A 12,374-nucleotide genomic window follows, 5' to 3' on the forward strand; every position below is an offset into this window, starting at 1 on the left:
AACAACACACCGATCCCGGCATACAGCGCCCACTCCTTAAGGTCGGCACGGACAATCCAGAACATATGAAGCAGCCCCAGCCCGAGAATCACATAAATGAGGCGATGGAGCTTCTTCCACTGCGTGCCCAACCGACGCTGACTATAACGATTGGACGTTATCGACAACGCGAGCAAACACAGAAACGCCAAACTGCCCACAATGATGTAGGGACGCTTAACCAACTCGACACCCAATTGGGACCAGTCCAATCCTAGAATGAAGAAGGCGTAAGCGCTCATGTGCAGAACAACATAGGTGAAGCACCACAGCCCTAGCTGCCTGCGCACCGCAATCCACCCCGCCCATCCGCTCAAACGCTGAAAGGGGGTCATCGCCAATGTAATCAACAACAAGGTCAACGTACCCAAACCGAGACGATCAACCAAAACCTTGCCGGGATCAGGCCCTAACGCAAAAATCCAAGCCTGGTATAGCCACAAAACAGGTGCGATGCAGGCCGCGATAAAAACGCCAACACGCCAAAATGGATAACGCATCAATAGTTCTTCCGCAGGTCCATACCCGTATATAAAGAGGCAACCTCCTCCCCATACCCGTTGAACATCTCCGTCTGCCGAATATTGGGACTGAACAAACCGCTGGGCAGACGCCGCTCATGTGCCTGTGTCCAACGCGGGTGGTCAACCGTAGGGTTCACGTTGGCGTAAAACCCATACTCATTCGCCGCAATACTTTGCCAGGTGGTTTTCGGCTGCTCGCTGACCAAACTGATGCGTACGATGGACTTTGCGCTTTTAAAGCCATACTTCCACGGAACGATAAGACGCAACGGCGCGCCGTTCTGATTAGGCAATTCGCGGCCGTACATCCCGACTACCAGAATCGTCAAAGGATTCATTGCCTCATCCAGGCGCAGACCTTCAGCGTAAGGCCAATCAATCAATGCAAAATCAGAACGCTGACCCGGCATGGATTTAGGATCCTGAAGTGTTTCGAAGCGGATGTATTTGGCGCTGGCCGTCGGCTGTACCTGCTTTAGCAACGCAGACAGAGGGAAGCCCATCCAGGGAATGACCATCGACCATGCCTCTACACAGCGCAACCGATATATCCGCTCCTCCAATTGATAGGGCTTCATCAAGTCTTCAAGCGCATAACGACCCGGCTTCCCCACCTCGCCGTCAATCACCACAGTCCACGGTTCGGTTTTCAACGCACCCGCATTTTGCGCGGGGTCACCTTTATCGGTGCCGAACTCATAAAAGTTGTTGTAGTGAGTCGCATCTTTGAATGGCGTGATCGCCTCACCCTTGACCGTAACTGCCTGCCACTTGGTATCTGGCAGCTTTGCCTCGAACCAAGCAGGCGCGGAACCGGGCTCGACATCGGCATAAGGAGAGGGGTCTGTCGCGTCGGCCCAACGGGGCAATGCGCTAGCCGCCACAGCAGCAACTGAGCCGCCCAGCAATGCACGACGGGAGAAGTAAGACGATTCAGGCGTGACATCCGACTCATTGCAGTCGGATGCCGAGGGCAGCTTGATTAGCATGATGACTCCACAGCGTTGGGGGCTAGTGCACCAATAGACTGTGGAGTATGGGGGAAATCGGGCTACTCGGCCGATTTATGGCGACGAAGTCTTAACAAATATTGAACCGGGCCGGACGCCGCGTACGCGAGGAATATCAGCAATAGGATGCGTGGAGGGTCACTGAACACGACCGCAAAAACCAGCACCACCGCGAGAATGGCAACAAACGGCACGCGCCCTTTGAGATCCAGTTCCTTGAAGCTGTTGTACTTGATATTGCTCACCATCAGCATTCCAGCCGCTGCAACCAGCAACGCGACCAGGAATGACATCTTCGATCCCTGGATCCCGTAATCACTGAATGACCAGACAAGGCCGGCGACTACACCTGCCGCAGCCGGGCTGGCCAAACCGATGAAGTAGCGCTTATCAGCCTTGCCAACCTGGGTGTTGAAGCGTGCCAGGCGCAATGCGGCACCCGCGACATAGATAAATGCAACCATCCAGCCAACTTTACCCATATCACCCAGCGCCCAACCAAACGCTAATAAGGCCGGTGCAACGCCAAAAGCAACCATGTCGGCCAGGGAATCGTACTCGGCGCCAAAAGCGCTTTGGGTGTTAGTCATGCGTGCCACTCGGCCATCAAGACCGTCGAGCACCATGGCAATAAAAATAGCGATGGCAGAGAAGCCAAAATACTTGCTCGCTTCGGCCGGGTCCCCGGCACTCATCGCGCTTTGCGCACTCATCGAGCTGATGATGGAGTAAAAGCCTGCGAACAGATTCGCCGTGGTGAACAGATTTGGCAGTAGGTAGATGCCGCGATGCCGGACTTTACGTCCTTCGGCGTCATGGCCTTCTTCAACATGCTCATCGATCGGTAACAGGCTTTCGGCGTCAGAGGCCTGGTTTGGCTCTTCGGGACGTTCGCTCATGGACAATACCTTGCAACGGTGTGGAAAATTTCAATAGAGGTTTGCAACGAAGGTTCGTTATCAAACGATGCAGCTTTATACCAGAAGCGTGCCGCCATAACGAAAAAACGCGGCCGAAGCCGCGTTTTCCTACAACAAAAACCGTCAGAGCTGAAATCAGTTCTTGGTTCTGTCGACGATTTTGTTAGCGCCGATCCAAGGCATCATCGAGCGCAGTTTCTCGCCAATGATTTCGATGCCGTGGTTAGCGTTGTTGCGACGCTTGGCGGTCATCGAAGGGTAGCCAGTAGCACCTTCGCTGATGAACATCTTGGCGTACTCACCATCCTGAATGCGTTTCAGAGCGTTGCGCATAGCCTGACGCGATTCAGCGTTGATGACTTCAGGACCGGTCACGTATTCGCCGTATTCAGCGTTGTTGGAGATCGAATAGTTCATGTTGGCGATACCGCCTTCGTACATGAGGTCAACGATCAACTTCAATTCGTGCAAGCACTCGAAGTAGGCCATTTCCGGCGCATAACCAGCTTCAACCAGGGTTTCGAAGCCAGCTTTTACCAGTTCAACGGTACCGCCGCACAGAACGGCTTGTTCGCCGAACAGGTCGGTTTCGGTTTCGTCTTTGAAGGTAGTTTCGATGATACCGGTACGGCCGCCGCCAACGCCCGAAGCGTAGGACAGTGCAACGTTTTTAGCGTTGCCGGAAGCATCTTGGTAGATCGCGATCAGGTCAGGAATACCTGCGCCTTTGACGAACTCGGAGCGAACAGTGTGCCCCGGTGCTTTCGGCGCGATCATGATCACATCGAGGTCGGCACGCGGAACAACCTGGTTGTAATGGATGGCGAAACCGTGGGAGAAGGCCAAAGTCGCGCCTTTCTTCAGGTTAGGCTCGATCTCGTCCCGATACAGCTGGGATTGGAATTCGTCAGGAGTCAGGATCATGACCAGGTCAGCAGCGGCCACAGCGGAAGCAACGTCAGTCACTTTCAAGCCGTGAGCTTCAGCCTTGGCGACAGTAGACGAACCTTTACGCAAGCCAACAGTGACATCTACGCCGGAATCTTTCAGGTTGCACGCTTGAGCGTGACCTTGAGAACCGTAACCGATGATGGCCACTTTTTTGCCCTGGATGATCGAAAGGTCGCAGTCTTTGTCGTAATAAACTTTCATGAAATTCCCCTGTTATCGTGGCCGCTCGGGCCATTATCAAATTAAGTTAGATGCTCAGTACTTTGTCGCCACGGGCAATGCCCGTTACGCCACTGCGTACTGTTTCCAGGATGGCTGAAGTGCCAATGGCCTGAATGAAGCTGTCCAGTTTGTCGCTAGTCCCTGCCAGTTGCACAGTGTAAACGCTACTGGTTACATCAACGATTTGCCCACGGAAGATATCCGTGGTGCGCTTGATCTCGGCGCGCTGGGCGCCAGTCGCCTTGACCTTGACCAGCATCAGCTCGCGCTCGATGTGCGCGCTCTCGGACAGATCGACCAGTTTGACCACCTCAATCAATTTGTTGAGGTTTTTGGTGATCTGTTCGATGACTTCATCGTGCCCAACCGTAGTCAGCGTCAGACGCGACAATGTCGGGTCTTCGGTCGGCGCCACGGTGAGGCTTTCGATGTTGTAGTTGCGCTGCGAAAACAGGCCAACCACCCGCGACAAAGCGCCGGGTTCGTTTTCCAGCAGTAAGGAAATAATGTGCCGCATGATTAAGTCCGCTCCGTCTTGCTCAGCCACATATCGCGCATCGAGCCGTCTTTGATCTGCATGGGATAGACGTGCTCGCTGGTGTCGACCTTGATATCAAGGAACACCAGACGATCTTTCATGGCAAACGCTTCTTCCATCATCGGCTTCAAATCTTTCAGCTCAGTGATGCGCATGCCGACATGGCCGTAGGCTTCAGCCAGCTTGACGAAATTCGGCAACGACTCCATGTAGGAATGTGAGTGACGAGCACCGTAGTTCATGTCCTGCCACTGACGCACCATACCCAGCGCGCCGTTGTTCAGGTTGATGATCTTCACCGGCAAGTCGTACTGCAAGCAGGTGGACAGCTCCTGGATGTTCATCTGGATGCTGCCTTCGCCCGTTACGCAGGCAACGTCTGACTCCGGAAAGCTGAGCTTGACGCCCATGGCCGCAGGGAAACCGAAGCCCATCGTGCCCAGACCACCGGAGTTGATCCAGCGATTAGGCTTGTTGAACCGATAGTACTGCGCAGCAAACATTTGATGCTGGCCTACGTCGGACGTCACATACGCATCGCCACGGGTGACTTCACTGAGCGTCTCGATAACGGTTTGCGGCTTGATGATGCTGCCGTCGCCCCGGTTGTACGGGAACATGGCACGGTCACCGCGCCACTCTTCGACCTGTTGCCACCAACTGGCGACGATTTCCTTGTTCGGGGTTTCGCCGATTTCCTTGAGGGTCGCAACCATCTCGGTCAATACGCTTTCGACCGGGCCGACAATAGGAACGTCAGCCTTGATGGTCTTGGAGATCGAAGCCGGGTCGATATCGATGTGAATAATCTTGGCGCTCGGACAGAACTTGGCCGGACCATTGATAACCCGATCATCGAACCGCGCGCCGACAGCCAAAATCACATCGGCGTGGTGCATGGCCAGGTTGGCGGTGTAGCTGCCGTGCATGCCCAGCATGCCAAGGAACTGCCGATCATTGCCCGGATACGCACCAAGGCCCATCAAGGTATTAGTCACTGGCACGTTGAGCAATTGTGCCAACTCGGTCAACGGCGCTGAACCGTTGCCCAGAATCACACCGCCGCCGGCGTAAATGATCGGCCGCTTGGCAGCCAACAACATTTCCACTGCCTTGCGGATCTGGCCCGAGTGACCCCGAACGGCCGGGCTGTAGGAGCGCAGCTTGGCTTTCTTCGGAAAAATGTACTCGAACTTCTCAGCCGGGTTAGTCATATCTTTCGGGATATCGACCACGACTGGACCCGGACGACCGGATTGCGCCAGATAAAAGGCTTTTTTGAGCACTTCAGGAATTTCCGCGGCGTTTTTGATCATGAAGCTGTGCTTCACGATAGGCCGGGAGATTCCGATCATGTCGGTTTCCTGAAACGCGTCGGTACCGACCATGTTGCTCGGAACCTGACCCGACAGGATCACCATTGGGATCGAGTCCATGTACGCAGTCGCGATACCGGTAATGGCATTGGTTGCCCCCGGACCGGACGTCACCAGCACTACGCCAGCCTTGCCCGTCGCGCGAGCATACCCATCAGCCATGTGCGTTGCGGCTTGTTCATGGCGAACCAGGATGTGAGTCACAGCCGGCTCTTTGAACAGGGCGTCATAGATATGCAGGAGGGCACCGCCGGGGTACCCGTAAATATGCTTAACGCCTTCGTCACGCAAAAAGCGGACGACCATTTCAGCGCCAGATAAAAGCTCCACGTTATTCACCTCTAAAACGCCAGAATTCCGCCCACACGCGGGACGGATCTTAATTAGGTTTACTGCTAGCAGAGCATGAGCGACGGTGGTCGCCGACTACGTCAGCACTGACTGAGCAAGTATTGGGAGTTCCCCAAGTGTTGCGGGGCTTTCCCACCCAGCGCGAGGTAACGCGTTGCGGGTGTTACAGGTCGGCGCGGATGTGCGCCTCATGATCTACCGAGACGGCCTGCTTCTGGCAGTCCGTCTTCAGCGAACTTTGGATTGTTGTGATTAGACCTGCTCAAGTCAAGTCATCCGTGCGCTTTCTTCCGACTAACAGCATGAAAAATCACTGAATCACGGCTCTGACCCCGCACTTATGGTAGTTTGCCGCGTGCACAGTCATCGAAGGAAGGAACCATGCGTTGCATGATTTTAGCGGCAACCTTGTTGTGTTCGCTAAGCGCCGTCTGCCAGGCAGGCCAGATCTACAAGTGGGTCGATGCTCAAGGTCAGACTCATTTTGATGCGCAGCCGCCTGCTAACCAGCCGGCGCAGCAGATAGACATCAAGCAAACGCAGACACCACCATCCAGGGCAGCTCTGCCGAAAGCGCCCTTGTCAGGAAGTGACCACGGTGATCAGGCCGCGATAGACGCCAAGGTCAAAAAGCAGGTAGCGGTTCAGGAAGCCAAGCGTGCCACCTACTGCGAGAACGTGAGGACTAACCTCGCGCAGCTTCGCAATAATCCACGGGCCCGTCTGGAGGTCAACGGCGTGATCAGGCGCTTGACTGACGAGGAACGCCAGACCCGCACCGCCGAAGCTGAAAAAGGAATCGCGGACAATTGCCAATAGACCTACTCCGGAGTAGGTCCGACGTATGCCTTAGCGTGTTTCGGTGATTAACCGGTCGAACTGCGCCAGCAATTGCTGAAGAGTACGCGTATCTTGCGGATGACCTGAATAGACCATTTCGGCCATTTCCAAAATGCCAGAGGCGTTGGGAAGTGGCAGGTCCTGCTCAAGAATAACTTTCATTTTTGGCAGAAAAATCCACTGCAACCACTGATCAAACGCCAGCAGATCGACACAAAACGGTTCATGACTGGCCAAAGCTTGCGCACTGGGTGGCGACTCACGCCACCATCCCAGCACGCGTAATTCGCGCTCGATCAGCAGCAAATGCTCAGCCACTTGAGGGAAGCGCTTGTCCATCAGGAGCCGGTTCCCGCTTTTTGACGGGCCAACGCAGCACCCGCCGCATCACCTTGTTTTGCGCGGGATTGAGCAATCAACCCCCACAGACTCGCCTGCAAGTCTGATCGGCCGTTGGAGTAGGTCAAAGCGCGGCGAGCAAGTTGCTCAGCCTGAGGAGAATCGCCCTGAGCCAAACGCACTTGGGCCAGACGGAATAGCACTTGTGGTTCGCGTGGAGCCACACGTTGAGCGCGCTCCAGACTCGACGACGCACCATTCAGATCGCCACTGGATTGTTGCTGCTGTGCGGTGGTGAGCAACGAAAGTACCGCGCCATCGAGCTGCTCATCCGCTGACAAGCCCCCGCCGCTGTTGCTGCTGGGAATCCCTGTCGGCGCTGTGGAGTTATAGCTGTTGTTGATCGGCGCTGGATCCATCGGGGCTGAATTGATGGGGGCCGTATCGATAGGCATGGTGTCGATTGGACTGGTATTGAACTGGGGAGCCCCCGTTGATGCAGGGTAGCTCTGGATCGGAGCCGAGCCACCGCCACTTGGGATCATTACGGTCACACCCGAATCTTGTGGCACCGCTTGCTGTTGCTGCTGAGGCGCGGTCTGACGATAGCCGCCTGCACGATTACCCTGAACACGCTCGCTATTGGAGACTTTGCTACCGGAATCTTCTACCGGAATGGAACCACGCTGTACGCTGGCGCAACCGTTTAGCAAAGCCACCGCTGTTAAAGCAGGAATCAACCACTTATTCACGTCACATCCTCTTTGCTTATTTCAACCAGCCCTTGACCCAATCCATGACGGAATCGGCTGCGGCGGGGACGCCGCCACAAGCAGTGCCGGGCGCCGGTTCACTGCCGCGAATATACGGCATCTGCACCGCATTCGGGCAGGTCGAATCAGAGCCTTGGCCCGTGCTGGAATTGATCCAGGCCTGAACCACATTATCGGGCTGCGCGGTTTCCAGCGAAATCGGATCGGCCCGGCGCATGAAGCTGGTCCATATTTGCAACGCCCCCGTTGCGCCAGTGAACGGTGTTTGGCCGTTATCGTCGCGACCTACCCAGACCACCGCCAACAAATCCTGGCTGAAACCAGCAAACCAGCTGTCACGCGAATCATTGGTAGTACCGCTTTTACCGGCCAGATTCAGCGTACTCGGCAACTGGTTATATGCCGACTTGCCAGTGCCTTCGCGCATGACGCGCTGCATGGCATTTTGCAGCAGATAAATGGAGCCCGGATCGAAGCGCTGCTGGATCTGGAACGGGTAACGCTTAAGGGGTTCACCTTCGGCGGTCAGTACGCTACGGATGCCTCGCATCGGGGTATTGAAACCACCGTTGGCAATGGTCTGATACATCGTTGCCACTTCAATCGGACTGAGGCTGCCCGCACCCAATAGCATCGATGGATACGCTGGCCACTCTCGGGTTATGCCCAACTTAGCCAATGTTTTGAACACATTAGGCACACCTAGTTCGAGACCCAGCTTCGCCGAGGACAAGTTGTAGGAATGCGCCAGGCCCTGATACAGAAAAATATTACCGTGGGATTTGTGATCGAAGTTCTGTGGTTTCCAGATCTGACCATCCGCGCCTTTGACCGAAAATAGTTCGTCGGCGATCCAACTGGTCAAGGTGTATTTACTTGGCTGTTCCAGCGCCGTCAGGTAAATCGCCGGCTTAACCAGTGATCCGATCGGACGTACGGCATCCAGTGCTCGGTTAAATCCGGCGTAGCCTGCTTGACGGCTACCAACCAGGGCTTGAACTTCACCGGTTTCCGGGTTGGTCACGACCATGGCAGTTTCCACGTCCTCGCCACCCTTGCGCCCGTCAAGCTTTTTGAATGCCTCGGTGACTGCGGCTTCGGACTTCATCTGCAGGATCGGGTCAAAACTGGTGAAGATGCGCAGACCTTCTTCGGTCAAATCCTCGTCGCGGTAATCTTCACGCAACTGTCGCTTGACCAGATCCAGGAAGTCCGGGAACGAGCTGTCCGCCAGGCTGCCGACTTTGCTCACGCCCAAGGGCATTTTCTTCGCGGCGGCAACCACCTCCGCCGTCGCTACGCCCTGCTGCTCCAGCAGATCAAGCACCAGATTGCGGCGCTCCATTGCCCGGTCAGGATAGCGACGAGGGTTGTAATAGGACGGACCTTTGACCATACCGACCAACAGCGCCACTTGGTGCAGCTTCAGTTCAGACAGCGGCTGACTGAAAAAATATTGGCTGGCAAGCCCGAAACCATGAACGGCGCGCTGACCATCCTGACCAAGGAAAACCTCATTGAGGTAAGCCTCCAGAATTTCCTTTTTGCTGTAATGAATCTCCAGCAGCACTGACATCATGGCCTCGGTCAGCTTACGGCTGAGGCTACGCTCGTTGGTCAGGTAGAAGTTTTTGACCAACTGCTGCGTAAGCGTACTGCCGCCCTGGCGCATCTGGCCAGATGAGGCGTTGACCCAGAATGCCCGGGCAATCGACTTGGGTGAAACGCCAAAGTGGTGATAGAAATCCCGGTCCTCGACCGTCACCAGGGTGTCGAGCAGATACGGCGGCGCCTGATCGAGCTTGATCAGGATGCGGTCTTCGAGGTTTTTCGGGTACAGCCCGCCGATCATCAGCGGCTCAAGCCGAGCCACTGATAGCTTGGAACCGTCGGTCGCTGATAAAGCGGCGACAGAGTTTCCCGCAAAACGGACACGCACTTTCTGGGCGGGGTCAGTGCCCTCGTAGAATTGGAAACCCCGCGTATTGAGATCAACGGTTGTGCCGCTGACCGCCGCTGCGCCCGGACCGTTGGCCACTGCTTCACGACGATAGCCCAGCGCGTCGAGTTCAGTCAGAAAATCGACCTGGGACAGCTTTTGCCCGACGAACAACTCCAACGGACGCGCGTAAACCTTGGCCGGAATAGTCCATCGCTTACCGGAAAACTTTTCCTGAACGATGGCATCAAGGTAGATGGCAAAGCCGGCGAGCACGACCAAGCCGACCAGCCCGAGCTTCAGCGCCCAGCCTAACCAGGGACGAAGACCGCCAGAGGCGCGTTTTTTTGGGGTACGAGAAGTGCGGGTACGAGTCATGGCGGCGGATTATACGCACTTTATCGATGATCGAAAGACGCGCTTCTAGCGGTTTGCAGCACAGCGATGAGTCGCCATAATAGCGGCCTGAATTTTTAACCCCTTGAAGGATCGCCTGTGAGCCAATCCCTGATAACCGCACTGCAAAACCCGGCTTTATTTCCACACCCGGTCGACAGTTTTCAGGTCATTGAGACACATATTTCCTGGGTACTGCTAACCGGCCCTTATGCTTATAAATTCAAAAAACCGGTAAATTTCGGTTTCCTCGACTTCACTACGCTTTCAGCCCGGGAACACTTTTGCGGCGAAGAGCTGCGTTTGAACCAGCGCCTGACCGAGGACCTTTATCTGGAAGTCTTGCCGATTACCGGCAGCGTCGACGTACCGCAGATAGGCGGTGATGGCGAAGTGATCGAATACGTCCTGAAAATGCGCCAGTTCCCACAAAGTCAGTTACTCAGCACCTTGCAGGCCAATGGCGAACTCACCACGTCGCACATCGACGAAATGGCCAAGCAGATTGCTGAGTTCCACCTCGCCGCACCTCATGTGCCGTTGGCGCACGCGCAAGGCACGCCTGAATCCGTAATGGCGCCGGTGCAGCAAAACTTCGATCAAATTCGAGCACTGATCAGCGATAAAGCTGACTTGCAACAGCTGGAAGCATTGGAAGCCTGGGCGCAGTGCAGCTTCGAACGGCTCAAAAGCCTGCTTTCCCAGCGTAAAGCCGAGGGATTTATTCGCGAATGCCATGGCGACATTCATCTGGGTAACGTCACGATGATCGACGGCAAGGTCGTCATTTTCGATTGCATCGAATTCAACGAACCCTTCCGGTTTACCGACGTCTACGCAGACATAGGTTTTCTCGCGATGGACCTCGAAGACCGTGGCCTGAAGTCTTTGTCACGACGTCTGATCAGCCAATACCTGGAACTGACCGGCGACTATCAGGGCCTTGAACTGCTGAACTTCTATAAGGCGTATCGGGCGCTGGTTCGCGCAAAAGTCGCGCTGTTCAGCCTGCCTGCAGACGCTGAGCCCGTGCAGCGAGCGACCACGCTGCGTCAATATCGCAACTATGCCAATCTGGCGGAAAGCTATAGCGCAATACCATCACGCTTTCTTGTCATCACCCACGGCGTCTCTGCCGTAGGAAAAAGCCACGTGGCGATGCGTCTGGTGGAAGCATTGGGGGCGATTCGCTTGCGTTCGGACATTGAACGCAAGCGCCTTTTCGCCAATAACAAAGAGACTGGCGACCTTTATGGCGCTGATGCCAGCACCGCCACCTACACCCGATTGAATCAACTCGCCGATAGCATCCTGCGCGCGGGTTTTCCCGTGGTCATCGATGCAACCTATCTGAAGCGCGAGCAACGTGACGCCGCAGCCAAAGTTGCCGAAGCGTCTGGCGCGCCGTTCCTTATTCTCGATTGCAGCGCGCCGCAAGCCGTTATCGAAGGTTGGCTGGCGCAACGTCAGGCACAAAACAACGATCCGTCCGACGCCACTCTGGAAGTAATCGAAGCTCAACAAGCTAATCGTGAGCCACTGGGTGCGGATGAAATTCTGCGCAGCACGCAGGTCGAAACCAACAACAGCAGCGATTTAGACGGTCTGGTCGCCCACCTCCGCCAACGCTTGCCGGGCCTCTGAGCGTCTTTTTGAGCCGTACAGCAGTTATCGCTTCACGGCTCAAAAGTAGTGGCACTATACTGGCGTCATAAATAAAACAGGAGAAATTTCATGAGCCATCCCAAGCAGCTCGACTCCCACCTCTATGTGCTGCTGCACCACGAAAAAATTGAAGATTTCAATCTTCAGAAACCCAGGACGGGCCCCATAGATTTGGCTGGCGGAGATTTTCGCGGGCTGGACTTAAGGCAACTGGATGCTGTGGGCATTGACTTCACCGATGCGTACTTTCGTGCCGCTGATTTGCGAGGACTTGATTTGCGTCATACCTCAATGGAAGGTGCGAGCCTAGGCCATGCGCAAATCTCTGGGGCCTTTTTCCCGGCAGAACTGTCGGCAGACGAAATTCTGATGTCGGTGAATTTCGGTACGCGCCTGCGCTACCGAACCAAGTAATCGATACTTCTGCCTGAGGTACCGTTTTTCCCCGCACGTTCTTCCGTGCGGGGGAGGGTCGCAGCACGCCGACCGAA

12 protein-coding genes (1 of these 12 only partly in view) are annotated in these 12,374 nt (G+C 55.3%); 3 read left to right on the forward strand and 9 right to left on the reverse strand.

Annotation, left to right across the window (positions count from 1 at the left end):
* The 6 genes from msrQ to RHM65_RS01785 form a co-directional block, all read right to left on the reverse strand.
* A protein-coding gene (gene msrQ / locus RHM65_RS01760) for a protein-methionine-sulfoxide reductase heme-binding subunit MsrQ (protein ID WP_322167667.1) crosses the window boundary here: on the reverse strand, positions 1–539 show its 5' portion. The gene continues 82 nt to the left of window position 1, outside the view; 539 of the gene's 621 nt are visible here — the first part of the coding sequence; the start codon lies at positions 537–539; its stop codon lies off the left edge, out of view.
* A complete protein-coding gene (gene msrP, locus RHM65_RS01765) occupies positions 539–1,552 on the reverse strand; it encodes a protein-methionine-sulfoxide reductase catalytic subunit MsrP (protein ID WP_322184204.1) in 1,014 nt (337 codons plus the stop codon). The genes msrQ and msrP overlap by 1 nt, the downstream gene beginning before the upstream one ends.
* A gap of 62 nt (positions 1,553–1,614) precedes the next feature.
* Positions 1,615–2,472 (reverse strand): CDP-diacylglycerol--serine O-phosphatidyltransferase, encoded by an 858-nt coding sequence (gene pssA / locus RHM65_RS01770; protein WP_322167665.1) that lies wholly within the window; start codon positions 2,470–2,472, stop codon positions 1,615–1,617.
* A 156-nt stretch (positions 2,473–2,628) separates the two neighbouring features.
* Positions 2,629–3,645: a ketol-acid reductoisomerase gene (gene ilvC / locus RHM65_RS01775; RefSeq protein WP_322167664.1), complete on the reverse strand. Its 1,017-nt coding sequence runs from the start codon at positions 3,643–3,645 to the stop codon at positions 2,629–2,631.
* Between the two features lie 46 nt (positions 3,646–3,691).
* Positions 3,692–4,183 (reverse strand): acetolactate synthase small subunit, encoded by a 492-nt coding sequence (ilvN, locus tag RHM65_RS01780; RefSeq protein ID WP_299835450.1) that lies wholly within the window; start codon positions 4,181–4,183, stop codon positions 3,692–3,694.
* A gap of 2 nt (positions 4,184–4,185) precedes the next feature.
* Positions 4,186–5,910, reverse strand: coding sequence for an acetolactate synthase 3 large subunit (locus tag RHM65_RS01785; RefSeq protein WP_322167663.1), 1,725 nt, complete (start codon positions 5,908–5,910; stop codon positions 4,186–4,188).
* Positions 5,911–6,312: 402 nt separating this feature from the next.
* Here RHM65_RS01785 and RHM65_RS01790 point away from each other — a divergent pair, with 402 nt between their 5' ends.
* Positions 6,313–6,750 carry a DUF4124 domain-containing protein gene (locus RHM65_RS01790; protein ID WP_322167662.1) on the forward strand — a complete coding sequence of 146 codons (438 nt, stop codon included), beginning with the start codon at positions 6,313–6,315 and terminating at the stop codon, positions 6,748–6,750.
* 30 nt (positions 6,751–6,780) lie between these two features.
* Here RHM65_RS01790 and RHM65_RS01795 read toward each other — a convergent pair whose 3' ends face one another.
* From RHM65_RS01795 to mrcB, 3 genes are read right to left on the reverse strand one after another with little or no spacing between them, the layout of a single operon-like run.
* Positions 6,781–7,110, reverse strand: coding sequence for a YqcC family protein (locus RHM65_RS01795; protein WP_322184206.1), 330 nt, complete (start codon positions 7,108–7,110; stop codon positions 6,781–6,783).
* Entirely contained in the window at positions 7,110–7,823 is a 714-nt protein-coding gene (locus tag RHM65_RS01800; RefSeq protein ID WP_322170725.1) for a hypothetical protein, read from the reverse strand. Before RHM65_RS01800 ends, RHM65_RS01795 begins: the two co-directional genes overlap by 1 nt.
* 55 nt (positions 7,824–7,878) lie before the next feature.
* Positions 7,879–10,200, reverse strand: coding sequence for a penicillin-binding protein 1B (gene mrcB, locus RHM65_RS01805; protein ID WP_322167660.1), 2,322 nt, complete (start codon positions 10,198–10,200; stop codon positions 7,879–7,881).
* Positions 10,201–10,317: 117 nt separating this feature from the next.
* Between mrcB and RHM65_RS01810 the strand changes: the two genes are divergently transcribed.
* Complete coding sequence (locus RHM65_RS01810) at positions 10,318–11,862, forward strand: bifunctional aminoglycoside phosphotransferase/ATP-binding protein (protein ID WP_322167659.1); 1,545 nt, start codon at positions 10,318–10,320, stop codon at positions 11,860–11,862.
* 90 nt (positions 11,863–11,952) lie between these two features.
* Positions 11,953–12,297, forward strand: a complete 345-nt coding sequence (locus tag RHM65_RS01815; RefSeq protein ID WP_322167658.1) for a pentapeptide repeat-containing protein — start codon at positions 11,953–11,955, stop codon at positions 12,295–12,297.
* Positions 12,298–12,374: the final 77 nt, after the last annotated feature.

The organism is Pseudomonas sp. CCI4.2 (assembly GCF_034350045.1).
GTDB lineage: Bacteria > Pseudomonadota > Gammaproteobacteria > Pseudomonadales > Pseudomonadaceae > Aquipseudomonas.

Bases quoted from the DNA above. Each gene is read 5' to 3' on its own strand.
- msrP (WP_322184204.1), bottom strand. From the start codon at position 1,552: ATGCTAATCAAGCTGCCCTCGGCATCCGACTGCAATGAGTCGGATGTC.
- pssA (WP_322167665.1), bottom strand. From the start codon at position 2,472: ATGAGCGAACGTCCCGAAGAGCCAAACCAGGCCTCTGACGCCGAAAGC.
- ilvC (WP_322167664.1), bottom strand. From the start codon at position 3,645: ATGAAAGTTTATTACGACAAAGACTGCGACCTTTCGATCATCCAGGGC.
- ilvN (WP_299835450.1), bottom strand. From the start codon at position 4,183: ATGCGGCACATTATTTCCTTACTGCTGGAAAACGAACCCGGCGCTTTG.
- RHM65_RS01790 (WP_322167662.1), top strand. From the start codon at position 6,313: ATGCGTTGCATGATTTTAGCGGCAACCTTGTTGTGTTCGCTAAGCGCC.
- RHM65_RS01795 (WP_322184206.1), bottom strand. From the start codon at position 7,110: ATGGACAAGCGCTTCCCTCAAGTGGCTGAGCATTTGCTGCTGATCGAG.
- mrcB (WP_322167660.1), bottom strand. From the start codon at position 10,200: ATGACTCGTACCCGCACTTCTCGTACCCCAAAAAAACGCGCCTCTGGC.
- RHM65_RS01815 (WP_322167658.1), top strand. From the start codon at position 11,953: ATGAGCCATCCCAAGCAGCTCGACTCCCACCTCTATGTGCTGCTGCAC.